Here is a 23,611-nt window from a genome sequence, read left to right as displayed (position 1 = left end):
TCCTCTCCGTAGTGGTGGCGCGGATCGCGCCGGTCAGGTGGGCGGGATCGTCCCGCCCCGGTCAGGGTCCCGGGGGTCCCCGGTCCCGAGTCAGATGGGGCGCACTGCGCCCCGGCGTGTCCGCAGCAGCAGGACGCCGCCGAGAAGTCCGGTGCTGAGGAGCAGTACCCCGCCGATGAGGACGGTGCGCGCTGCCCCGGCCGCGCCGGTGGCGGGGAGGCCGCCGTTGACGCCGACGCCGCTCTGGCCGGTCGTCTGGGTGGCTGCCGGGAGCGCCGTGCCCGGCACCGGAGTCCCGCTCACCGGTGCGCCGCTCCCGGAGCCCGACGGCGGCGCGGGGGTGGTCGGGGTGGGGGTGGTCGGCGAGGTCGGGCTGGTCGGCGGGGTGCCGGAGGGATCCTGCCCGCCGAAGTAGACGGGCACGTATGCCTCGTTCGCCGCTGCGACTCTGCCGTGCGCCCCGAAGCTGAATACACCGCAGTAGGCGACCGCGCAGTCGATCGTGCCGCCGAAGAAGCTCGCGACGTCTTTCCCGGGCACGGTCAGTGTGAGCTGCCAGGTCCCGTCGGCGCCAATCTCGGCGTCGGCAAGTGCGGCGTCCTCGGAGCCCTGCGCCACGACGAGCCGTGGCAGGCCGTAGTCGTAGTCGCCGTCGGGCCCGCTTGCGCCGCCGGCGCTGCGGCGCCACGCCTCCGGGTTGCCGTGGTCGGCCAGTGCGCCGAGCCCAACGTAGACGGGCTTCGTCGGGTCGTATCCGGTGCCGGAGACCACCACCTCCGTTGCGTTTGCGCAGGGCAGGTAGCGGCCCGGCACCACCGACATTGCGGCGGCCGTGCCGCTCAGTGCCGCGCCCGTCACCGTGAGCTCGGCGTCCGCGGGCACCTCTGTGACGAGGCAGGGGTCTGCGGGCACCACGACCGGGTCGGTGCCTGGATCGGTGCCGGGGTCGACCCCAGGGTCAGTTCCCGGGTCAGTGCCGGGGTCGGTGCCCGGTTCAGTTCCCGGATCGGTCCCGGGCCCGGTGCCCGGCGTCTCGCCCGCAAACGTGACCGGGGTGAACACCTCGACCCCGCCGGAGCGCTGGCCGTGCGCGCCGATCGTCATGAACCCGCACTGCGTGTCTGCCGCGAGGCAGTCGATGGTGTTGCCCGACTGCGAGGTGAAGCGCGCTCCGGGGATCGCGTGGTCCGCAAGGGTCCAGTTGCCAGCCGCGTCCATGTAGGGCATCCCGGGCTCGGTCGTGTTGCCCGGATAGTTGACCATCAGCTGGTAGAGGCCCGCCTCCCCGGCGTAGTCGTAGTGCGTGCCGCTGACGCCGCGCTTCGTGGGCGCCCAGCTGCCCGGGTCGGCCGCGTCGCGCAGCGTGATTGCGCCGAAGAGCGTGTAGGCGCCACCCAGGGTGTTGCCCGAGGCCGAGGTTGTGGCGTAGTTCGTGCCCGTGAGGGTGACCGTGCTCGGGGCGTCCGGGTCGAGGTCCGCCGCCGGCGCGACGGTGAGACGCGGCTGCGGCTGACCGCTCGGCTGGTTCACCCCTATCCCGGTCGCGGAGCCGGAGGGCGCGGCACTCGCGGCGGCGGCTCCGACCGTGGTGAGCGCACCGCCGGCGATGACGGCGGCAGCGATCGCCGCGACCGCGCGGCGGCGATGTGACGTGGGCGAGTGGCTCATGCTGTGGTTCCGATCTGCGAGTTCGTGCGACCCGGACCGCCGCGGCGGCCGTGCCTGAAGATGAGCGCCGCACCGAGCGCGCCGACGCTGAGCAAGAGGACGCCCCCGAGGAGCGCGGTGCGCGCGGGGTCGCCTGCACCCCCGGCTGCGAGGCCGCCGTTGACGGCGAGGCCGCTCGGCTGCGCCGTTCCGACCGTCCCCGCGGCGGGCACCGCGGCGTTTGGGTTTGCCGAGACGGGCGCCGCGACCGGGAGTTGCGGCGCAGCGCCCCCGGTTTCTTCCGCGCTGTCGGTGAAGTACACGGGCACAAAGACCTCGCCGAGCGCATTTGTCTTGCCGTGGGCGCCAATCAGCATGACCCCGCACTGCATCTCGTAGCAGTCAACGTCGATCCCCTGCTGGCTCTCGAAGCGCGACCCGAGGATCGGCAGCTCCATCTCGAACGCGCCGTCGGCGCTCAGCGTGGGGAAGCCCGGCACCGTGGTGTTGCCCGGGTAACTGACCATGCTCTGGTAGGTGCCCTGCGGCTCGATGTCCTGCGTGTACGTGAACGTGCGCCCGGAGGTGCCGCCGCTCCCGGGGCCCCAGTTTGCGCCCGCGGCGGGATCCACCCAGCCGAAGAGCACGTAGAGTCCGCCGAAGTTCGTGCCGTCCGAGCCGGTGGTGGGGAACCCCGTGCCTTCGAGTCGCACGGTCTGGCCCGTGTCGGCGAGGCTGTACGCCGGGCTCACGGTGAGTTCGGCGCCCGCCGCGTTCCGGGCGGTGCTGGTACCGTGCGCCGCCGCCTTCGAGGCGCCGGGCGCAACCGGGGTGGGATCGGGATCGGGCGCAGGATCGGTGCCGGGGTCGGTGCCGGGGTCCACTCCCGGCTCCGGCGTCGTGCCCGGCTCCGCCGCGAGCTCGAGTGTGAGCGCAAACGGGTCGGTGTACGCGTTCTCCCCACCGTAGGTCGGCTGTCCGTCCATCCGGGGCAGGTGGTTCGCCCCGATGGTCTCGGGGAACGTTCCCTCCTCGCCCTGGATTACCACGCGCTCCCCCTCGACGCGGACGGGGTCGCTCCCGGCGAGCGGGAAGGTGGCGAGCACCACGTCGTCGACGCGCGTCGGCGTGGTGAAGCTCTCGCGCATGTCGACCGTGAGGGACGCCACACCGCCGGAGATATCGAGTCGCAGGTCTTCGAAGTGCAGCCAGGGCGATCCGAAGCCGTGCATGTGGAGGCGGCCGGCGAAGCTGATGCTCGCCTCGTCGTTCTCGGCGTCCACCCACCCCGCGGCGGCCGGGAAACGCGCCCCGGCGTCGCCCTTCCGGTAGCTCGCGCCGTCGTAGGCGGCGACGTAGCCCTCGGTGTGGCCGAAGTTTTCGAGGTAGTTGCGGATCGAGGTGCGCACACCCCAGGTGAGCTCTCCCCCGGAAATCGTCGCGCGACCGTCAGCCGCGGCCGGAGCTGAAGCCGCCAGCGCCGGAGCGGGAGCCGCCGCCGGAGCCGCGGCGGCGAGTGTGGCCGGTGCCGCGAGGGACGCCAGCAGCGCCGCGGCGAGGCCCAGGGCGGGAACGAGGCGTGCACCGCGGCTCATGACCCCACCTCCTCACGCGCGCGGAACGCCGCGCTCGCGCCGCCAGTGACCGTGCCCTCGGGCGCGGGACCGCTGGCCGGAGCTCCCGGACCCGGCGGCGTGGCGGTGGCGGTCGACGCCGCGAGAGCGCGCGCGGCACCGCGCCGCTTTACGGTGACCACCGTGATCGCGGCCCCGAGCGCGAGCACCGCAACCGCGAGCACTCCGAGCACCACCCAGGTGAGTGTTGCGTCCGGGGTGTCGGCTACACCCGGTGCGGCGGCGGGCTGCGGTGCGGCAGCGGTCGTCTCAGCGCCGGTCTCGTCGGCGGCCGCTGCGGGCGCCTCCGCGGCGCCGGGCACCTCGATCTTGGTGGCGGCGTCGTTCGTGCTCGCCCCACCAAACTCCTGCACCGCCCCGCTGCCCGACTGCAGCTGGCCGTTGGCCGCGGCGAAACTCACCGGGGTGAACGACTCGTTGTTCGCGTTGACGAGGCCGTGCGCGCCGATCGTAATGATCCCGCACTGCACCTGCAGGCAGTCGATCTCCTGGCCGGCACCCTGCGCCCCCTCGTGCGGGTTGCCGAAACTCGCGGTAAACCTCGCCCCGGGGATCGTGAGCTGGGCCGACCACGCACCGTTCGCGTCGATCACCCCGTTTGCCTCACCGGACGAGCTGCCGCCGGCAAACGCGACGAGCAGCCGCGAGCCGTCGGTGCCCGCGTACGCGAACGTCTCGCCCGATTTGCCCCCCTGACTCGGCGACCACGAATTCGTCGCAGGATCCGCCACCGCGCCAAAGAACACGTAGACGCCGCCCGGGGCGTTCGGCTGGTACTGGAAGCCGCTGCCGGAGAGCGCGACCGTGGTCGCCGCGTCGGCGCTCGGCGCGGGAGAGACGTCCACGCGCGCGGCGGCATGGGCCGGAGTGCTGCCGAGCGCGAGCGGCAGCCCCGCGATCGGGAGCGCCGCCAGCAGGGGCAGCAGCACGGCGGCGATCCGCCTGCCCGCCGCCCGTCGGGGCTGGCCGCGCCGGGGCGTCGCCAGCGGTGATTCCTGCGCTCTCATTTGGGGGTCCTTTCGGGGTGTGCGTGGGTACCCGTCGCGGCGGGATCCTCGTCCGGGAATCTGATGGGGGTGATCGCGAGCGCCCCGTCGGCGTCGCGTCCAACGCGCACGGGGTGGCGGTAGACCTCGCTGACGAGCTCCTCGGTGAGGACCTCTTCAGGGGTGCCCCAGGCCCGCATGGTGCCGTCCGCGAGCATGAGCACCCGGTCGCTGTACGCGGCCGCGGCGGCGAGGTCGTGCAGCACGACGACGACCGCGTTGCCCTGCCGCGCGGTGCGCCGCGCCACCGCGAGCACCTGTTCCTGGTAGTTGATGTCGAGGGCGGCCGTCGGCTCATCGAGCAGCAGCAGACCCGTCCGCTGCGTCATCGCGCGGGCGAGCGACACCCGTGCCCGCTCCCCGCCGGAGAGCGAGGTGTAGCTGCGCTCGGCGAAGCGGAACGTGTCGGAGCGCAGCATCTCCTCGGCGATGATCCGGTCGTCCTCCTCAACCGGGGTGATCGAGCGCCACGGGGCGCGCCCCATTTTCACGATGTCGACCACGGAGAACGGGAAGCTCACCGAGTTGTTCTGCCGCAATACGGCCCGGCGCAGCGCGAGCTCCCGGTTCGGCCACGCGGTGACTTCGCGGCCGTCGAGGGTGATCGCGCCGCCGTAGGGGTGGTCCCCGGCGAGCGCCCCGAGGAGCGTCGATTTCCCGGCCCCGTTTGGCCCGATGATCGCGAGCACCTCACCGCACCGCACCTGGAATCCAACCTCGGCGATAATGCGCTTGCCGCCGAGCGTCACCGAAACGTCCGCGGCACTGAGCACCACCTCGCCGCGCCCGATCGGTGCGGGTGGGTGCGGGGTGAAGCGGCCGATCCGGCTCACAGCCAGCCCCCGTTCTTCCGCGACGTCGCGCGGATCAGGAAGAAGAAGAATGGTCCGCCGATGATCGCGGTGAGCATGCCGAGCGGCAGCTCCGCGTAGGGGACGGCGGTGCGCGCGAAGGTATCGGCGACGACGAGCAGGAGCGCGCCGCCGAGCGCGCTGGCGGGAATGAGCACGCGGTGCCCGGGCCCCACGATCATGCGGATCACGTGCGGCACCACGAGGCCGACGAAGCCGATGATCCCGGCGAAGGCGACCGCCGCCGCGGTGAGCACCGAGACGATCATGATCGAACCGATCCGCAGCCGTTCGATGTTGAGGCCGAGGTGCCGGGCGGCATCGTCGCCGAGGCTGAGCAGGTCGAGCTTGCCAGCGACGAGAAACGCGAGGGCGAGCCCCACGACCACGAGCGGGAGGACGGTGGCGACCTGGGGCCAGAGGGATCCGGCCAGGCTGCCCATCTGCCAGAACACGATCTGCTCGCGCTGATTCATGTCGGCAGAAAAGGTCATCAGTGCGAGCGCGGCGCCGCCAAACGCGTTGACGGCCACGCCCACGAGGATCAGCGTGATCACGCGGGTGCGTCCCCCGGAGCGCGAGATCGAGTAGATCAGCAGCGCGGTGAGCACGCCAGTGACGAACGCGCCGGCGGGGATCGCGAAGCTCGAGCCGGCGGCGAGCCCGGTGATGATCATGAGGCTTGCGCCCACCGCGGCGCCCGAGGACACCCCGATGATGCCGGGGTCGGCGAGCGGGTTGCCGAAAACGCCCTGCATGATGGCGCCGGAGGACGAGAGCGCCATTCCCACGAGCACGGCGAGCGCGACGCGCGGGAAGCGCACCTCCCACAGCGCCGCGTCCGCGTTCGGGTGCACCGCCTCGGCCCCGCAGACGAGCCCCGCGCGGCGGCACAGCGATCCGATCACCTCGGTCACGGGGATCTGCATCTGGCCGAGCGCAGCGGCGAGCAGCGTCGCCACGATCAGTCCGGCGCCCAGGACCACGAACAGGAGCGTGACCCTGCCGCGCTTGGGTCGCGGCAGCGCAGCCGCGGTCTCCCCGTAGTCGAGGACCCGCGGGAGTTCGGCGCCGACGGGCGCGGCCGGGAGCACCGGCCGCGTCCGGTCGCCTGTGGGCTCGTGGGTGCCGGGCAGGGTGACGGCGCCAGTGTCGAGGCCGCTCACGACGCAGCCCCCGCGGGAAGCTCAACGGCGTCGAGGTCAACGTGGTAGATCGCTTCGGCGAGCGCCGTCAGTACGTCGGGCGTGCGCGGCCCCCAGGTGAACATTTCGTAGTCGCTCATGTCGACCACGCGGCGGCGATCGCCGGCCGGGGTCTGCGCAACGCCCGGCACCTCAAGGAGCCCGTCAATCCCGCCGACCGACTCGAGCCCGAGCGTGAGCATCAGGATCAGGTCCGGCTCAAGGTTCATTAGCCCCTCGGCCGTGAGGTTGCCGCTCGTCCAGTTCTCATCGCCAGCGACGTCGATCGCCCCCAGCTGCTCGATCAGGATCCCGGCGATCCCCGGCGTCCCGTCCGGGTTGTTGCCGTACATGTAGTACACGCCAGCGCGCCCCCGCATATACAGGAACACCGTGCGCACCCGGTCCTCCTCGGCCCGCGGCGCCACCGAGCGGATCTTCGCGATCGTCGTGTCGAGGCGCTCGCTGAAGTCAGCGACGTAGCGCTCCCCCAGCGCGGGCACCCCGAGCGCCTCGGCCACATCGCCAATCAGCCGGGGAATATCGTCGAGGTCTGTGGCTCCGTCGAAGAACACCACGGGGATGCCGGCGTTGCGCATCTGGAGCTGCACGTCGTACGGGCCGACGCTGTAGTCGGTGAGAATCAGGGTGGGGTTGAGATCGAGGATCGACTCCGCGTTCAGCGTGTGATTGTCCATGACGAGCGGCAGGTGCTTCGCCGACTCCCACCCGGTCGTGAGATCTCGCCCCACCACGCTCGCCCCGAAGCCGAGCGCCCACACCACCGAGGCGAGGCTGCCGGTCCCGTCGAGCGCGAGGATCCTGCTCGTGTCGGTGATTTCGACGGCGACGTCATCGAGCCCGGTGAAGGTGACCGGGAGCTCGGGGCGCGGGTCGTCGGTGATCGCCTCGATATCGGGGCTGTCGAGCAGGGCGGTTTCGGGGCCCTCCATCAGGCGCGGGCTGTCTGCCGCGGCGAGGCTGGCGTCGGCCACGCTCGGCGCATCGCCAAAGACGAGCGCGCAGCCGACCAGGTTCACCGAGAGCAGCGCGGCGAGTGCGGCCACACCAAATCGAAGGGTGCGGGCCCGAGGCCCGCCGTTGACGAGATTCACGGAGGTTAGGCTAGCATTACTTAGGTCAGATGTTCAATCCTTCGCATTACCTAACCTGCATCAGATGTTACTCCACGCGCCGGCTTTCTGTGGGCTGCTCCCCCGAGGCTCGCGCGCGCAGATCGAGAGATGACTTTGCTCCAGACACCCAGCTTCCGCATCACCCGCCACCGCCGCCCGCTCGCGGCCGCGGCCTCCGGCGCCCTCGCCATCGCCGTCGCGCTCACTGGGCTCGCCGGCTTCGCGCAGCTCACCCCGCACCTCGGCGGCGCGGCGGCGCTCGCCTCCGCCCCCGCCGAGATCGCCCCCGAGCTCGCTGCGGCATTCGCGGCGGGTGACGCCACGGGCGGGGCGGGCGCCCCGGAGCAATCGGGTCCGCCGAGCGGGCCGGCTGAGTCGACTGGCTCGGCCGGGCCGGCTGACTCGGCCGACTCGGCTGGCTCCAGCGAACGCCGCGCGGCGGCCGACGAGCCGGCGGCGAACGAGCCAGCGGGCGGTGAGCCGGCGGCCGACGAGCCCACGGCGGCCGCGGAGGCACCGACCGAGCCGTGGTTTGATCCGGAGACCGGCGAGGCCGAGATCCTGATCCGCTTCGCCGACACCGGGATCGCCCCCGCCGCACAGGGCGACGCGGCGCTCGCGGCGGCATCACTCCAGCGGGGCGCCGACGCCGCGCTCGCAGCGGCGGAGCCCGCCCTCACCGAGCTTGAGCGCGCCGGCGACATCCGAGTGCTCAACCGATTCTGGATCGCTGCGAGCGTGCTGGTGAGCGCGGAGCCGAGCGCCGCGATGCTGCGCACCCTCGCCGAGCTCCCCGGAGCGCTCAGCGTCGCCCCGAACGCGGAGGTCACGCCGCTGGAGGCCGTCGAGTCGCCCGAGCCGGTCACGGATCCGAGCGCGCTCGCCGCCACAACCGATCGCGACGGCACCCCCGTCACCTACGGACTCGACCAGATCAACGCTCCCGACGCGTGGGCCGAGTACGGCGCGACCGGGCACGGCGTTCGGGTCGCGGTGCTCGACACCGGCATCGACCCCAACCACCCGGATCTGCGCGAGCGCATCGCCACCGATGATCCACACGATCCACTGTTCCCCGGCGGCTGGATCCACCTCGACCGCACCGGCACGGCGCAGCCGAAGCGCCCGGCCGATCCGGCCACTCACGGCACGCACGTCGCCGGTACCGTGCTCGGCGGCGACGCCTCCGGCACCCGCATCGGGGTTGCACCGGACGCCGAGCTCATGGCGGTCAACGCGATCAGCGATGGGAGCAGCGACGCGAAGATCCTTGCCGCGCTTGAGTGGACCCTCGCACCCTACGATTCGACCGGGCAGCCCGCGGGCCGCGCCGCCGACGTGATCAACATGTCGCTCGGGGTCAGTAACTCGTACAGCGATTTCTTGCTCGACGTGCTCCACCGCGTGCGTCAGGCCGGCGTGTTCACGGCCGTCGCCGTGGGGAACGACGGCGATCGCAGCCCCGGCTGCGTGTCAAACCCGAGTTCATCCTTCGACGCGTTCGGCGTCGGCATGACGAACGAGGCGCGCGGGGTGGACCCGCGCTCTTGCGGCGGGACCACGCGCTGGGGCGCCGACGTCGTTGAGCGCTTCGGGTGGCCGTCGGGCGACTTCACGAAGCCGGACGCTTCGGCCCCCGGCGTCGACGTGATCTCCTCGGTTCCCGGCGGCGGCTGGGGCCGCTCCTCGGGCACCTCGATGGCGACGCCGCACGTCGCCGGGGCGGTCGCCGCGCTCAGGTCGGCGCAGGCCGGCCTCAGCGTCGACGCGATCGAGCAGGCACTCGAGTCAACGGCCTGGCATCCCGACGGCGCGCCAGCCAGCGGTGACACGCGCTACGGGGCGGGCATCATCGACCTCGACGCCGCGGTCGCCGCGGTCCGCGGGGACGCCGGCGTGGACGTGCTCGCGACGGACGCCGAGACGGGCGCCGCGCTCGCCGACGTGACGGTCAGCTACGGCGAGCGAGGCGAGGTCTGGGGCACCGACACCACCGGGCGCGTCCGCGCGCACCTCACCCCCGGCGATTACACGATCATCCTCGAGCGCTTCGGCTACGCCACGGAGGCACGCGAGGTCACGGTTGCGGCAGACGGCTTCGCGGAGGTCGCGGCGGCACTCACGCCGCGTACCGCGGGGGTGGCGACGGGCACGGTGACCGACGCGGCGAGCGGCGCCCCGCTCGCCGGGGCCCTGGTTTCCCTGGTCGGACAAGACCTGAGCGCCACGAGCGACGCGACCGGGCAATTCAGGATCGACGGAGTCCCCGTGGGCACGCATCGGTTCCGGGCCGCGACCGAGGGGCGCTACACGGCGACGTCCGAGCCGGCAGAGATCCTTCCCACCTCCGACGCGGCGACCGTGGTCGATTTTAGGCTCGCGGCACTCCCCACCGTGCTCGTGCTGGGCGACCAGACCGGGCGCACCGTGGACCTCATCGCCACGCAGGACGCCGTGGCCACCGGCCTCGCCACCCTCCCGGCGGATCCGGCGGTACTCGCCGGCTACGACGCCGTGGTGTGGGACGACCCGGGTGCCGTGACGCCCGCGGCACTGACCGCGGCAATCGCGAGCGCCGACGCGGCCGGGACGGGGATCGTCTGGCTTGACCTCGGCGCCACGGCGACCTCCGGGCTCGGCGCGCTCCACGAGCAACTGGGCTCCCCCGCCGCGCGCACCGCAGGGATCGACGCGACCGTGGCGGCCGCGGGGTATCGGATCTGGGAGCAGCCCGAGCACCCGCTGTTCGCACCGGGCGCGATCGCAACGGGAGAGCTCATCGCCGGCAGCATCGTGCTGCAGGATTCACGTGCGGACTCCGAGAAGTACGTCGCCTCGTTCGACGGGCTCACGAGCCCGACCGCCCAGGTGCTCGCGCAGACGATCGTGCGGGTGCGCGATGGTGAGGCCGTGCGCGTCGAGTCACGCGGCCCGGGCATCGCGGTCGACGAGCGAGGCGGCACCCGCCACGCGTACCTCGCCATGCACGGGAGCCACGCGGCCTCGGACGCGCGCACCTGGTCGGCTGCCGGGCAGCAGATCCTCGTCAACGCGGTGAACTGGGTCGCCGGGTCCGCGGCGCAGCAGCCGGAACAGCCGGAGCCGAAACCACCAGTGACGCCAAAACCGCCGGTGACGCCGAACCCGCCGGTCACCCCGCAGCCGCCGACCCCCACACAGCCCGGGGACACCGGGGGCACCGGCACGGGGCAGCCGACGGCGCCCGGTGGCACCGATCCGGCGGCTCCCACGAGCCTGGGCGCGTTGCCGGCCGCTGGCGGCGCGGCCGCCGGAGCGTCCGGCGGCGCGGCATCCGGCGGCCTGCGCGCCCCGGCCGCGCAGGCAACCCCCAAACCCGAGTTCACCCCCAAGCCGCCGGTCGCCACCCAGAATCTACTCACGGCAGCGAACTGCGGCGGGGTGCTCGTGCGGGTCTCCGACGGGATCGCGCACCTCACCGTGCCGGGCAGCTCGGCCGGGGACTGGTTCTTCTTGCACGTGTACCCGAGCAAGACTCCGGTTGATTGGATCAGGGTCAACGACGACGGTGAACTGCGCGTCGACATCACCACGCTGCGAGACGGTGCGTACCGCTTTGCGCTCACCGATGCCGAGCGCGCGTTTGCCGGCTGGGTCGAGGTGACGGTTGGTTCCGGCGCCGCGGCCACGACAGGCGCGCCCGCGGCGGTGCGCGATGCGGCGACGGTGCTCCCGGCGACGATCACGGCCCCCGGGTTCGCGCTCACCACCGCGGAACAGCTCATGCTGCTCGGCGCGGCACTGATCCTGCTCACCGCCGCCGGGGTCGTGCTTCTCGGCCTCCGCGGCTCGGGTCGCACTGCCGCCGAGCCCGGAGCCGCATCGTGAGCGACGACCACCACGCCGCCGCGCGAGATCAGGGGCCAGAGTCGCCAGCCATCCCCCGCGGGGCATTGGACCCCGGGGAGCCCCGGGCACCCCGGGGACCGAGCCGCGCGTGGCGCCGCGCGCTCGTGGGCGCAACGGCGCTCACGGTGGTCGGCGGGCTGGCACTCGTAGGATTCGGGGCCTGGCAGCTCCTCGCACCGCCGGCACCGCCCACGGGGGCCGAGCGCCGCGCGGTCCCGCGGATCTCCGACGAGCTCCCGCCAGCGGCGGCCGCCGCCCCGAGCGGCGTCGCGGTACCCGCGATCGGATTCGTCGCCGACGTGCTCCCGCTCGCGGTGGGCTCGGCCGCCGTGCTCGATCCCCCCACCGCCGACGAGGCGTACTGGCTGAGCGACTACGGCATGCCCGGATCCGGAACCGACAACACCGTATTCCTCATCGGGCATACCTCCGCGGACGCGCGCGCGGTGTTCGACCCGCTGGTTGACCGCGCGCGGCAGGACACCACGCTCATGCCCGGCGACGAGATCCTCCTCGCCACGGAAACGGGGACGGTCGCGTACGAGGTCATCGGCTCGGAACGCCACGAAAAGACCCGGCTCGCGGAGCTCGAGAACGTGTGGGAGAGCGATCCCGGCCGGCTCGTGCTCATCACCTGCCTGTTCCAGGCGGATCGCGATCTCGCACCGGACAACGTCGTCGTCTTCGCCCGACAGGCCGAGTGAGCCTGCTCCGGCACCGGCTGCGCGGCCGATAAGCTGGCAGTCGATGCAGCGAGCACCGCGGAGTGGAGGAGGGCCGGAATGGACGCGCTCCTCAACCCGACGGAGGCCTATCTCGGTGCCGTACTCGAGTGCGAGGAGATCGGCACCGACGCGCTGCGCGCACGGCTCGCTGAGCGCATCGGCCACGCGCCGTCGACGGTGACGCAGACCGCGAACCGCCTGATTCGCGACGGGCTGCTCTTCGCGGTACCCGGCGACCGCCGACTGTATCTCACCCCCGAGGGCCGGCGACTCGCACTGCGCGTGATGCGCAAGCACCGCCTCGCCGAGTGCCTGCTCGTGGACACCATCGGGCTCGACTGGGCGTGGGCGCACACCGAGGCGTCGCGCTGGGAGCACGCGATGGGCGACCGCGCCACCGAGCTGATCGCTGAGCTGCTGCACCACCCCGAGCGATCCCCCTACGGCAACCCGATCCCCACCCTCGCCGAGGCGGAGCGCGGGGCGGCCCTGCCACACCGCGACCCCGCGGCGGTGAACGCGCTGCGACGCACATTCGACGCCGACCCGGAGACACCGGCCAGCATCGTGTCGATCGGCGAGACCGTGCAGTCGGACCCCGCTCTGCTTGAGCGCTTTGCCGCGGCCGGCGCGCTGCCCGGCACCGCCGTGCTCGTTGAGCGCAGCGGCATCGGGGTGCGCCTGACCGCGCTCGCCGGGCCCGAGACCCCGCTCGACCTCGATCACGCCCAGGCGGCACAGGTCTTCGTGGCCTGAGCGCCGCGCTGGCGGCGGGTGGGCGGCGACAGGTAGGTAGCGGTGCGCCCGCGCCCCATTTGCCCACGAGTGGCGCTTTCGGCGACGAGCGTGCGGGCTGCCACCGGGCGCGAAGCCGCACACTCGCGACGAAGCCGCACGCTCGTGGGGTCGGGCGACGCCGGGCGGGGTGGGGCGGCGCCGGGTGGTGTTGGAACGGATGGGGCGGCACTTGCCACGGCGGCCCCATCTCCCCCGCGAGCGGCGTGCTCGCCCACGAGCGGCGGGTTCACGCGCGAGCGTGCGGCTTGCCACCGGACGCGAAGCCGCACACTCGCGACGAAGCCGCACGCTCGTGGGGTGGGGTGGAGTGGAGTGGGGCGAGCGGGCGGGCCTAGGAGTCGGCGGCGGCTCGACGCCGCGCAGCGCCTAGGAGGCGGGCGGCGTGAAGCGGCCGTCGATCGCGGTCCAGCCGCCGTCGACAGTCAGCGTGGTGCCGGTGACGAACGACGACGCGTCCGAGGCGAGGAACACGACCGCACCCGCGAGCTCATCCGGCCGCGACCAGCGCCCCAGCGCACTCTTCTGCGCGTACGCGTTGTACCACTCCGGGTTGGCCGTGATCTGCGCGGTGAGCGGGGTCTCGACCACGCCGGGGGCCACCACGTTGACGCGCACACCCTGCGCGCCGTACTCGGCGGCGGCGGTCTTGGCGAGCTGCACGAGGCCCGCCTTCGTTGCGGCGTAGACGCCCTGCCCCGGTTCGACGACCTGGGCGCGGATCGACGCGAAGCCGATGATCGAGCCCCCGCCGTTCGCAGCGAACCGCTTGCCGAAGTGACGGATCAGCTGGAACGAGGCGCGCAGGTTGAGGTTGACCACCCGGTCGAACTCGTCCATCGTGTAGTCGTCCATGCGCTTGCGCACGTTGGTCGCCGCCGTGAACACGAGGGCCGACGCATCGCCGAAGCGCTCGGCGGCCGCCTCAACCTCGGCGTCGTCGAGCACGTTGAGCTGGTACGCCTCGGCCGACCACCCCTGCTCGCGGATGAGCGCGGTGGTGGCCTCCGCGGCGTCGAGCGCCCAGTCTGCGACGACCACGTGGGCCCCCTGCGCGGCGAGCGCCTGCGCGGACTCGCGCCCGATCCCCGACCCCGCACCGATGACCACGGCCGTCCTGGTGTCGAGGCGGAACAGTCGGGTGTAGTCGGGGGAAACGGGAGGCTGCGTCATGCTCGGAGTCCTTGAGTGTCGGGGTCGCGCGGGGCGGGAGGGGCGGTGGTATGGGTGGGACGGGAGGGGCTGCGCGCTCAGCGCTAGCTGCGCGCGCGGGGGCGGATCATCGCCATGCGGGTGACCGTGAACTCTTCGATCGCGTAGCGAGGGCCTTCGCGGCCGACACCGGAATCTTTCACGCCGCCGTAGGGCATGATGTCCGAGCGGAATCCGGGGATCTCGTTGACGACCACCCCGCCGACCTCGAGTCGCTCGATCGCGGCAAATGCGCTCTCCAGCGAGGAGGTGTAGATCGCGGCCTGCAGCCCGTACCGGGACGCGTTTACGAGGTCGATTGCCTCGTCCATCGAGTCGACCTCGGTGAGGCAGACCACGGGTCCGAAGATTTCCTCCGCCCAGGCCTCGGAATCTGCGGGGACGTTCCCGAGCACCGTGGGCTGCACGAGCGCGGCGTTGGCGGTCGGATCCGCCGCCCCGGGTGCGCCTTCGCCAGCGAGGACGGTCGCCCCCGCTGCGACGGCGTCCGCGAGCAGCGCGCGGATCCGGTCGCCCGATGCCGCGTTGATCACTGGGGCGACGGTGGTCTCCGCGGCGCGTGGATCGCCGACAACGACCTCACCCATGCGGGCGAGCAGCCGCTCGGTGAACGCTGCGGCGACGGGCCGCTCAAGCACCACACGCTGCACAGAGATGCAGGCCTGTCCGTTTGCGTAGAACCCACCACGAAGCACCGCGTCGACGGCCGCATCGACGTCCGCATCGGCAGCGACGATGAAGCCGGTGTTGGAGCCGAGTTCGAGCAGCGTCTTGCGGGGCGCTGCCTGCTGCGCGATCAGGTGCCCGATCTTCGCGGAACCGGTGAAGGAGACCACCTGGGCGCGCGGATCCCGCACCAGCACCTCCCCGATCTCGGGCGCACCGTTGACCAGCTGCACGGCCGCGGCGGTGATGCCGTGCGCCACGAGCACCTCGCGCACGATCGCCACGAGTTCGAGCGTGGCAAGCGGCGTGTTGGGCGCCGGCTTGATGATGACCGGGCAGCCCGCCGCGATCGCGGGGGCGAGCTTGTGCGAGGCAAGCAGCACGGGGTAATTGAACCCGGCGATTCCCACGACCACTCCCGCGGGCTTGCGGCTGTAGTAGCCGATCATGCCGCGGCCGAGCTCCTGCAGGTCGAGGGGCACGGTCTCGCCGTGGATGCGCGAGACTTCCTCAGAGGTCGCCTGCAGGGTGACGATCGTGCGGTTGATCTCCACCTGGCAGTCGACGCGCGGCTTGCCCGTCTCGAGGATGAGGAGATCGACGAAGCGCTCCGCTTCAGCCTTGAGCCGATCGTGCACGGCGAGCAGCACCGACTTGCGCTGCGCGGTGGTGAGCGCGGCAACCTCGGGGCGCGCAGCCTCGGCGGCGTCGAGCGCATCCCGCGAGTCCTGGACGGCGCTGACGGGGGCCTGGGCCACGACGGAGCCGTCGTAGGGGAACACCACATCCTGCGCGGCCGCAACCGTGCGCCACTCGGTCCCGATGGGGAGCTGGCCGGCGGGGGCAATCAGTGAGAGCGTGTCGCGCATCGTGCTGTCCTTGCGTGCGGGCTGACGCCGCGGCGACGGATCGCGTGCCGCGGTGCAACGGATGACCTGGGTACTCGGGCCACCAACGAGTGGCCTTACCAGTTAATATAGTTCAACATCGCCCGATCGCCAACGCAGAGCCGCACGGCCGGGCGCGACCAGTCGGAAGGACCCACCATGACGAACCGCTACTCCCTCGCTGTACTCCCGGGCGACGGAATCGGACCCGAGGTCGTCGGCTGCGCACTCGACGTGCTCGACGCCGCGGAAGCCCGATTCGGGTTCGGCACCGACCGCACCGAGATCACCGCCGGCGCGCAGCACTACCTCGCCACCGGAGAGCTCTTCGCCGAGGTCCAGGACGCACTTCGCGGACACGACGCGATCCTGTTCGGCTCGATGGGCGACCCGGCGGTGACGCCCGGAATCCTTGAGCGCGGCTTTATTCTCGAAATGCGACAGCGCTTCCAGCAGGCCGCGAACGTGCGACCCGTGCGCCTCTACCCCGGCGTACCCACGCCGATCGCGGGTCTCACCCCCGAACGCTGCGAGATGGTGATCGTTCGCGAAAACACCGAGGGCGCGTACGTGGGCAGCGGCTCGACCGTGCACGCGGGCACCCCCAACGCCGTGGCAATGCAGGAGTCGCTCAATACCCGGGCGGGGATCGAGCGGGTGGTCGACTTCGCGTTCAGGCTCGCGCTCGGCCGCCGCAAGAAGCTCACGCTGTGCCACAAGACCAACATCCTCGTCGCAGCGGGGCAGCTGTGGCAGGAGGTCGTCGCCGACCTCTCCGCGCGGTACCCCGAGGTGGAGACCGATTACGTCCACGTCGACGCGATGTGCTTCCACCTCCCCCTCACCCCCGAGCGCTTCGACGTGGTCGTGACCGACAACCTCTTCGGCGACATCATCACCGACCTCGGCGCGGTCATCCAGGGCGGCCTGGGCGTCGCAACGAGCGCGAACCTCAACCTCGACGGCACCGCGCCGAGCATGTTCGAGGCAATCCACGGTTCCGCCCCGGACATCGCCGGAAAGGGCTGGGCCAACCCCTCGGGAGCGATCCTGTCGCTCGCGCTCCTGCTCGGTCACCTCGGCGAGGGCGAGGCAGCGCGCGCGGTCGAAGCCGCGACGGTGCAGGTACTCGGCGAGCTGCCGGCGCTCGCCGGCGCTGAAATGGGAATGAGCACCTCCGAGGTGGGCGCCCGCATCGCCGCGCTCGTGCGCGATGCCGCCACCGACGCGACCCTCGTCCCCGATTCCCTGCTGGGCCAGCTCGCGACACTTGCCCCCTCGCGAGGCTAGGCGCGGAGGCGCGAGGCTAAGCGCGGAGGCGCGGGGCACTGAGATGCGCTGCGGCCCCGCGCACCGCGCGCTGTCCCCGGTGCGCCCCTCGCGCGTGGCGCGGGGCACGTGGCGGGTGACTCGCCCCGGAAGCCCGCTGTCCAGACACACACCATTGCGCAAACACCCGATCCTGACGTATTTTGTGTGGACGCAGTCCGTATCCCATCACGTGTATACTAACTTCGCGCCTCGTACGCGTTCGTTCTCAGGGGGGAAGCACGGTCGCTGCGTGCGAAAGTGCACGGGTCGCAATCTGCGAGCCCGCCTCACAGATTGGGACGAATATGCTTCACCACGCGACCGCGCAGACCCCTACACCGCCGAAACGGGGCGCCGGCAAGCGCCGCGCTCGGATCGCCAACGCACTCATTGCCGTTGGCGCGGTCTTCCTCGGGGCGGCACTGAGCACCGCCCCCGCGCAGGCCGTCCCGGTCGAAGCGATCGACCCGGGCACCATCACGATCACGCACACCACCGGCGGGTCGGAGGTCGTGCTCTACGACGAACTCCGCGTCAGCGCCGACTGGGCGGCGCCGCCGAACGCCGTCGCGGGCGACACGTTCAGGCTCGTACTGCCCACCGAGTTCAACGTTAACGGCGGCACGTTCCCACTCGAAGTCAGGGGCGGCGGCGATGCGGGCATCTGCACCGTCACCCCGAAGGACGGCGAGACACGGGCCTACATTGACTGCGCACTATCTGACTACATCACCGGCAAAGACGACGTCGGCGGTCTCCTCTGGTTCAAGGTGCAGGCGGTTACCGTGACTGAGAACACCCAGGTCGAGTTCGGCGTCGGTGCCGGCAACGTGATGATCCCGCTGCCCGGGAGCGGCGGCATCGTCCCACGCCCCGACCCCATGCCCACGGACGTGTACAAGGGCGGCTTCGTGGTGACCGGCCACGAAAGCGTGATCGCGTGGAAGGTCGTAGCCCCCGGGAACCGCGTCAACGCGGCCGGAGACCTTGTGATTCGCGATGTGTACTCGAACGATCTCGAGCTCATTGAGGGCAGCACCGACTTCCCGCTGCTCGTCCACTCGATGGCCCGCACGCAGGCCGCGTGGGACTTGAACGAGTGGGACGACATCACGGACGCGCGGGTTGAGAGCTTCCCCGATACCCACGAGCTCGTCGTTACGATCCCGGGGCCGATCGATCCCGAAAAGATCTACGAGGTGTTCTACCACACGCAGATTGTGGTGCCGTATTTCCCCGGTGACGCATTCAGCAACACCGCGAGCTTCAACGGCGTAGACCGCAGCGCATCCGTCACGATCACCGAGACCGGAGGCGGTACCGGATCCGGCGTCCCCCGCGGGGAGATCGAAATTCGCAAGGTCACAGAGGGCGCCGTCGAACCGGATCTCCAGTACCTCGTTGACGCGAGCTTCACGCGGTTCGGGCTGGCCGAAACCCGGGAGCTCCCCCTCGCCGCGGGCGGAGACGCTCAGCGCCTCAACAATCTCCCGGCGGGCACCGTCGTGACACTCACCGAAGAGCTGCCCGCGCTTCAGGCGGGCGAATGGAACGCCCCGCGGTACACCGGCGCGGGCGTGGTCGACCACGGGGACGGCACCGCGACGATCACCGTACTCGCCGAGCAGACCATCGAGGTGACGCTCACCAATTCGCTCGCGGTGCCCGAGACGCCAACGGGCGGATTCACCCTCACTAAGGAGGTGACCGGGCCCGGCAGCGAGCTCGTCCCCGCCACTACGCAGTTCAGGGTGCTCTACACCGCCACGGGGCCCGAGATCGATCGCAACGGCGACTTCACGCTGACACCCAACGGCACGGTCGGGCTCGGGGATCTGCCCGCGGGCACAGAAGTCACCCTCACCGAAATCTTCGCCGTACCGCTCGACGTTGCCGACGCCGACGCACGCACGATCGCCTTCGGGACCCCCGGGTTCTCGGTCTCCGGTGGTGCGCCGAGCGAGACCGCGAGCTTCGTGATCCGGGCGGACGAGACGGTCGCTGTGGTACTCACGAACCCCACGAGGGTCACGAACGTTCCCGGCACAGTGACACCGCCAACCGCGAATCCAGGCGGCACGGGCGCCCCGGCCGGGCTTGCTTCGACGGGCGGGCCGGGATCACTCGTTCCCGCGCTCACCGGCGGAGTCCTCGTCGCGCTCGGCCTCGCGACCGCGCTCCCGCGGCTGCGTCGGGCCCGCACGCGCGCCTAGCGCGCGGCGGGTTCCCAGCCGCGCTCGACGAGGGCCTGGACGACGCGCTCGGCGGCGTGGCCATCGTCGTGGGGGGCGAAGCGCTCTCGCCACGCCGCCGCGGCGTCCGGGCGGAGCCAGCTCGCGGCGGCGCCTGAACGCGCCCACTCGTGCGCCGTCGCCACGACTCCCTCGCGGGTGTCGAGCAGGGGGCCGGGCGCCTCGCGCTCGAAGTCGAAGGTGAAGCCGCGCTCCCGGTCACGGTAGGCCGCGAGGTCGGGCACGAAGAACAGCTGCGGCACCCGGGCCACCGCGGCGTCAAACATGATCGACGAGTAGTCGGTCACGAGCAGGTCCGCCGCAAGAATCACGTCGTTCACGTCGGGGTGCTGCGACGCATCGAGCACCCGCCCCGCGGTCGCGCCATAGCCCCCGAATGCGTGGGTCCGCGTGTGTCCGCGCGCAACCACCACCCAGTCCTCACCAAGCTCGTCGGCGAGGCGGCGCACGTCGAGCTCGTCAACCACGGTGACCCCGCCGTCGCGCCACGTGGGCGCGTAGGCGAGAACGCGCGCCTCTGCGGGGATTCCAAGTGTGGCGCGCGCCGAGCGCACCGCGATGGGGTTGCGTCCGTCCCCGATCGCGGCGCGCGCGAGGCGGTCCACCCGCGGGTAGCCGAGTTCGAGAATCTCGCCGCCGAACGCGTAGCTGCTGCGGAACTGCTCAGTTGCGTGCGGGTTTTGCGAGAGGAGCAGGCTCCAGCGCCGGCTTTCCCGCCGGATCGCGAGGCGGGTGCGCAGCCCCACGCCGGGCCGCCCGAGCGCGAGGTGTTTCAGCATGGTGCCGTGCCAGGTCTGCAGCACAATTTGACCGCGCCTCCGGCGGAAGCCGTGACGCAGCCAGTCGTTCACCACGAGGAGCGCCGCACCGCGCCGGGCCGCGTGCCATTCGCGCCCTCCGACGAGCACGGGGACGGCGCCCTCGGGTACCACCTGGCGCTCACTCGTGACGCTCCAGTACCGCGTCGCACTCGGGAACCGCGCAGCAACCTCCCGATCAATCGCGAGGGGGTTGCAGCTGACCTGTCGCCCGTAGAAGCTCTCGAAGAACACGCCGCCGGGCGGCACCAGCTCACGCACCGGCAGCCCGAGCTGGCGAATCGCGGCGAGCACGCGCGTCGCGGCCCCGCCCTCCGGGTGCGCGTGGAAGCGTGCGGCGAGCGCACGTGTCTCGCTCTCTGCAGCGCGCCGCGCCGCGGACCCCTCGCCGAGTTCCCCGAGGCGGCGCAGCACGCCGGCCCAGTCGTGCTCAACCCTGCCGCCGCTGGTCACCTCGAGCGGCTCGTAGAGCCCGCGGTGTGCCGTGTAGCTGGCCAGATCAGGGGCAAACCACACGATTGGCCGCCCAAGCAGCGAATAGTCGAGTGCGATCGAGGAGTAGTCGGTAATGACGGTGTCGATCCCGCCGAGGAGCGGCGTCATGTCGCGCACCACCTCGGCCCCGAGGAGGTGGATCCGCTCCCCCGCGAACGCCTCGTACGCGCCGTGGCCGAGCGGGTGGGGTCGGATCACGAGGTGCGCGTCGAGGCGCGCGAGCTCCGCGGCGATGCTCGCCGCCTCCGCGGAGGTGGGCACCGCCGGATCCGGCGCACCGTCGCGCCAGGTGGGCGCGTACAGCACCACAGCCCGGCTGCCGGCGATCCGGCCGTCGGCCCCGAGCGCGGCGTCAATCGCCAGGCGCGCGGCAGCCGCGAGCGCGGGGTCGGCGGCCTGCTGCGCCACCGCGTCGTCTCTGGGATCGCCGAGCACGCGTACCTTCCCCGGATCGACCTTGAACGCCGAGCGCAGGCGGTCGGCGGCGAGGGGCGAACCCGCCACGTAGAGGTCGACCTCGCGGGCGCCAGCGAGGTACATGCGCCGCAGCACCGCCCGCACGGGCGCGGGCCCGCGCACGGCGGTGGTGACCGGGGAGTCGAGGTGCAGCCGCTTGAGCGGAGCGCCGTGCCACAGCTGAATCACCCTGCCGCCCATCACGCCGAACCGGTTGACGTCGCCGAGGCCGTGGGTGACCACGAGCTGGCCGGCGCGCAGGGTGGCCCAGTACCCGGCCCACCCGTGCCGCAATACCGGAGTGAAGCCGTGGTGCCGCGCGGCGTCGGCCTCAGCGTCGTCGCCCACAATCCAGGAGATCTCAGCCTCAGGGTCGTCGAGCTGCAGGGCGTGCGCAACCGCGAGCGCTCCCTCGCCGACGCCGATGCCGCTCCCGAACACCCAGCGGTTGGCGGCGCGCGGCACGCACCACGCGACCAGGAAGGAGAGAAGGTATTTGGGGAGGGCGAGCAACTTGGCGAGGTTGCCCTGCGCGAAGGTAAATCCTGCGGTACTCATCGCCCCCAACTGTAGAGGATGCGCACGACAAAACGCCGCGGGTGCGCGTCTTTCGACGACACACCCGCGGCGTTCCGAGGGGTACTGCGGTGACGCTCGCTAGCTACCAGTCAAGGCTTCCGAGTGTTGCTTCGACCTGCCCGGGCTTGCCGCCCCGCGTGTAGTCGATCGTGACCTTGCTGCCGCCGGCGTGCATCCGGATGAGCGCCGACACCGAGGTGCCGTCAACCGCTGCGACTCCGTCAACGGCGGTGATCACATCGCCCGACTTGAGACCGGCCTTCGCGGCGGCGCCGTCCTGGGAGACATCAACGAGCAGGCCGCCCGCGTGGTTTGCGTCTTCGTCAACGTCCTGGCTGGAGTCGGCAACGGTCGCGCCGAGCAGGCCGTGCGACGGCTGCTCGCCCGCGATGATCGCGTCCGCGACGCGCGCCGCAAGGTTTGACGGGATCGCGAAGCCGAGGCCGTCACTGCCGGCGGTGCCGGAGGAGCTCGCGGCTGACGCGATCGCGACGTTGATGCCGATCAGCTCGCCGGACCCGTTGAGCAGCGCACCGCCCGAGTTCCCCGGGTTGATTGACGCGTCCGTCTGGATCACCGGAAGCGTGACCGTTCCGCTCGTTGACTGCTGTTGCTGTTGCTGTTGCGATTCGTCGCTGCCGTCGGGCAGCCCGAACCGGAAGTCCCAGGGGAAGCTCGGGTTCGTGCCCTGATCGCCCTGGTCACCCTGGTCGTTCTGATCGTCTGGCTGCTGCGTGGGATCCTGCGGGATCAGCGGACTCCCCACTGAAATCCCGCGGTTCAGTGCGCTGACGACGCCGCTGGTCACGGTATTTGCGAGATTGAGCGGCGCGCCGATCGCGACCGTGAGATCGCCCACGTCGAGCTTGTCTGAGTCGGCAACGGTGATCGCGGGCAGCCCGGTCGCATCGACCTTCACGACCGCGAGGTCAGCGTAGGGGTCGACGCCCACCAGGCTGCCGTCGAGGATCCGGCCGTCGCTGAGCTTGACGCGGATGCCGGCGCCCTCGAGCGCCGCACCGTCAAGCGTCACCACGTGCGCGTTCGTAATGATGTATCCGTCTTCGCTGTAGATCACGCCGGAGCCGGATCCGCTCGCGCTGGAGCTCTGCACCTCGAGCGTGACGACGCTCGGGGTGGCAACTGCGGCGACACCCGAAATGGCCGTCGCGTTCTCAGCATTGTTCAGGGTGATCGCCCCGCCGCCCTGCGCGACGCTCTGCGGCGAAACGTTCGAGGCAACCACCGCGGCGACGCCGCCGCCCACGAGACCGCCCAGCAGGGCGCCAATCGCGAGCCCCGCGACGAGCGCACCGGTGCGGCTCTTCGGCTGGTTCGACCGCGGTGCCGGCTCCTCAGTGGTGACGCCGAACGCGGCGCCCTGTCCCGGCTGCTGCCCGGCGTAGTGTCCGGCTGCCCCCGGGTGCTGAGAGGCGGCGCCGGGATACTGCGCCCCCTGCGCGTACCCGGCGCCGAGCTGTACCGTCGGCTGGGTCATCTGTCCGGCGTCGGCGTGACCGGCCGGCTGCGACCCAGCCGCCGTCTGCGTGTGTGCGGCGGGCTGCTCCGCCGGTGCGGGAGCGCCGGCCGGCGTCGCCGCCGCGTGCGGAGCCGCACCGGCGACGCCGGGCGAGCCCTGCGGGGCATGGGGCGTGTACGGCGTGTGCGACGCCGCGGGCGGTCCCTGCGGAATCTGCGCGGCAGATGCTGCAGGTGCTGCAGGTACTGCAGGCGCAAGTGGTTCTGGAGTCACGGGCGCCGCGGCAGGGGCTGCGGGTGCGCCCGCGCCCGCGCCCGGGCCGGACGGGATCGGAGCCTCGGGCGCCAGCGGAGTCGCGTCAGATGCGACTCGCGGGGTCCCGGTGGCGTCAACGCCGGCCTCGCCCGGCTGCTGCGGTGCAACTTCGCGGTCGTTGTTCTGGTGCTCGGGGGTGGTGGTCATGTGAGCTCCCTTCCGTATGAGTCCAGCTTGGCCCGAGAATCTATGAAATTCATAAGTGAGAACTGCATACGGGCTGCGGATGCGAAT

15 protein-coding genes are annotated in these 23,611 nt (G+C 71.7%); 5 read left to right on the top strand and 10 right to left on the bottom strand.

Annotated elements, in window-relative coordinates; genetic code table 11:
* Positions 1-90: 90 nt before the first annotated feature.
* The 6 genes from EV139_RS10205 to EV139_RS10180 are packed head-to-tail and all read right to left on the bottom strand — an operon-like array spanning position 91 to position 7,477.
* Positions 91-1,668, bottom strand: a complete 1,578-nt coding sequence (locus tag EV139_RS10205; RefSeq protein WP_130454230.1) for a hypothetical protein — start codon at positions 1,666-1,668, stop codon at positions 91-93.
* Positions 1,665-3,242 (bottom strand): HtaA domain-containing protein, encoded by a 1,578-nt coding sequence (locus EV139_RS10200; RefSeq protein WP_130454229.1) that lies wholly within the window; start codon positions 3,240-3,242, stop codon positions 1,665-1,667. Before EV139_RS10200 ends, EV139_RS10205 begins: the two co-directional genes overlap by 4 nt.
* Positions 3,239-4,288: a hypothetical protein gene (locus EV139_RS10195; RefSeq protein ID WP_130454228.1), complete on the bottom strand. Its 1,050-nt coding sequence runs from the start codon at positions 4,286-4,288 to the stop codon at positions 3,239-3,241. The genes EV139_RS10200 and EV139_RS10195 overlap by 4 nt, the downstream gene beginning before the upstream one ends.
* Positions 4,285-5,160, bottom strand: a complete 876-nt coding sequence (locus tag EV139_RS10190; protein ID WP_241989020.1) for a heme ABC transporter ATP-binding protein — start codon at positions 5,158-5,160, stop codon at positions 4,285-4,287. Before EV139_RS10190 ends, EV139_RS10195 begins: the two co-directional genes overlap by 4 nt.
* The gene (locus EV139_RS10185) at positions 5,157-6,344 is read right to left on the bottom strand and encodes a FecCD family ABC transporter permease (RefSeq protein WP_241989019.1); all 1,188 of its coding nucleotides are present in this window, start codon (positions 6,342-6,344) and stop codon (positions 5,157-5,159) included. The genes EV139_RS10190 and EV139_RS10185 overlap by 4 nt, the downstream gene beginning before the upstream one ends.
* The gene (locus tag EV139_RS10180) at positions 6,341-7,477 is read right to left on the bottom strand and encodes a heme/hemin ABC transporter substrate-binding protein (RefSeq protein ID WP_130454227.1); all 1,137 of its coding nucleotides are present in this window, start codon (positions 7,475-7,477) and stop codon (positions 6,341-6,343) included. The genes EV139_RS10185 and EV139_RS10180 overlap by 4 nt, the downstream gene beginning before the upstream one ends.
* A gap of 129 nt (positions 7,478-7,606) precedes the next feature.
* Here EV139_RS10180 and EV139_RS10175 point away from each other — a divergent pair, with 129 nt between their 5' ends.
* The 3 genes from EV139_RS10175 to EV139_RS10165 all read left to right on the top strand — a co-directional run bounded on the left by EV139_RS10175 (position 7,607) and on the right by EV139_RS10165 (position 12,867).
* Entirely contained in the window at positions 7,607-11,365 is a 3,759-nt protein-coding gene (locus tag EV139_RS10175) for a S8 family serine peptidase (RefSeq protein WP_130454226.1), read from the top strand.
* Between the two features lie 125 nt (positions 11,366-11,490).
* Positions 11,491-12,090, top strand: a complete 600-nt coding sequence (locus tag EV139_RS10170) for a class F sortase (RefSeq protein WP_130454225.1) — start codon at positions 11,491-11,493, stop codon at positions 12,088-12,090.
* A gap of 78 nt (positions 12,091-12,168) precedes the next feature.
* Positions 12,169-12,867: a metal-dependent transcriptional regulator gene (locus tag EV139_RS10165; protein WP_130454224.1), complete on the top strand. Its 699-nt coding sequence runs from the start codon at positions 12,169-12,171 to the stop codon at positions 12,865-12,867.
* A 408-nt stretch (positions 12,868-13,275) separates the two neighbouring features.
* Here EV139_RS10165 and EV139_RS10160 read toward each other — a convergent pair whose 3' ends face one another.
* Both EV139_RS10160 and EV139_RS10155 read right to left on the bottom strand, forming a co-directional pair.
* Positions 13,276-14,079 carry an SDR family NAD(P)-dependent oxidoreductase gene (locus EV139_RS10160; RefSeq protein ID WP_130454223.1) on the bottom strand — a complete coding sequence of 268 codons (804 nt, stop codon included), beginning with the start codon at positions 14,077-14,079 and terminating at the stop codon, positions 13,276-13,278.
* An 83-nt stretch (positions 14,080-14,162) separates the two neighbouring features.
* The gene (locus EV139_RS10155; RefSeq protein ID WP_130454222.1) at positions 14,163-15,653 is read right to left on the bottom strand and encodes an aldehyde dehydrogenase family protein; all 1,491 of its coding nucleotides are present in this window, start codon (positions 15,651-15,653) and stop codon (positions 14,163-14,165) included.
* 177 nt (positions 15,654-15,830) lie between these two features.
* On the opposite strand from EV139_RS10155, the gene EV139_RS10150 reads away from it, so the two are divergent.
* Together EV139_RS10150 and EV139_RS10145 are read left to right on the top strand one after the other, a co-directional pair.
* Complete coding sequence (locus EV139_RS10150) at positions 15,831-16,961, top strand: 3-isopropylmalate dehydrogenase (RefSeq protein ID WP_130454221.1); 1,131 nt, start codon at positions 15,831-15,833, stop codon at positions 16,959-16,961.
* Between the two features lie 326 nt (positions 16,962-17,287).
* Positions 17,288-19,195, top strand: a complete 1,908-nt coding sequence (locus EV139_RS10145) for a DUF5979 domain-containing protein (RefSeq protein WP_130454220.1) — start codon at positions 17,288-17,290, stop codon at positions 19,193-19,195.
* Here EV139_RS10145 and EV139_RS10140 read toward each other — a convergent pair.
* Both EV139_RS10140 and EV139_RS10135 read right to left on the bottom strand, forming a co-directional pair.
* Positions 19,192-21,561, bottom strand: a complete 2,370-nt coding sequence (locus EV139_RS10140; RefSeq protein WP_130454219.1) for a CDP-glycerol glycerophosphotransferase family protein — start codon at positions 21,559-21,561, stop codon at positions 19,192-19,194. The genes EV139_RS10145 and EV139_RS10140 overlap by 4 nt on opposite strands.
* A gap of 103 nt (positions 21,562-21,664) precedes the next feature.
* Positions 21,665-23,524 carry a S1C family serine protease gene (locus EV139_RS10135; protein WP_130454218.1) on the bottom strand — a complete coding sequence of 620 codons (1,860 nt, stop codon included), beginning with the start codon at positions 23,522-23,524 and terminating at the stop codon, positions 21,665-21,667.
* Positions 23,525-23,611: the final 87 nt, after the last annotated feature.

The sequence above is a fragment of the Leucobacter luti genome, from assembly GCF_004217175.1.
Lineage (GTDB): Bacteria > Actinomycetota > Actinomycetes > Actinomycetales > Microbacteriaceae > Leucobacter > Leucobacter luti.
Note: the sequence above shows the minus strand (reverse complement) of the source record. Positions and strands in the feature narration are given on the sequence as shown.

What these genes read in the sequence shown, in the direction of transcription:
- EV139_RS10140 (WP_130454219.1), bottom strand. Translation starts at nt 21,561, where the DNA reads ATGAGTACCGCAGGATTTACCTTCGCGCAGGGCAACCTCGCCAAGTTG.
- EV139_RS10145 (WP_130454220.1), top strand. Translation starts at nt 17,288, where the DNA reads ATGCTTCACCACGCGACCGCGCAGACCCCTACACCGCCGAAACGGGGC.
- EV139_RS10150 (WP_130454221.1), top strand. Translation starts at nt 15,831, where the DNA reads ATGACGAACCGCTACTCCCTCGCTGTACTCCCGGGCGACGGAATCGGA.
- EV139_RS10175 (WP_130454226.1), top strand. Translation starts at nt 7,607, where the DNA reads ATGACTTTGCTCCAGACACCCAGCTTCCGCATCACCCGCCACCGCCGC.
- EV139_RS10160 (WP_130454223.1), bottom strand. Translation starts at nt 14,079, where the DNA reads ATGACGCAGCCTCCCGTTTCCCCCGACTACACCCGACTGTTCCGCCTC.
- EV139_RS10135 (WP_130454218.1), bottom strand. Translation starts at nt 23,524, where the DNA reads ATGACCACCACCCCCGAGCACCAGAACAACGACCGCGAAGTTGCACCG.
- EV139_RS10205 (WP_130454230.1), bottom strand. Translation starts at nt 1,668, where the DNA reads ATGAGCCACTCGCCCACGTCACATCGCCGCCGCGCGGTCGCGGCGATC.
- EV139_RS10165 (WP_130454224.1), top strand. Translation starts at nt 12,169, where the DNA reads ATGGACGCGCTCCTCAACCCGACGGAGGCCTATCTCGGTGCCGTACTC.
- EV139_RS10195 (WP_130454228.1), bottom strand. Translation starts at nt 4,288, where the DNA reads ATGAGAGCGCAGGAATCACCGCTGGCGACGCCCCGGCGCGGCCAGCCC.
- EV139_RS10200 (WP_130454229.1), bottom strand. Translation starts at nt 3,242, where the DNA reads ATGAGCCGCGGTGCACGCCTCGTTCCCGCCCTGGGCCTCGCCGCGGCG.
- EV139_RS10155 (WP_130454222.1), bottom strand. Translation starts at nt 15,653, where the DNA reads ATGCGCGACACGCTCTCACTGATTGCCCCCGCCGGCCAGCTCCCCATC.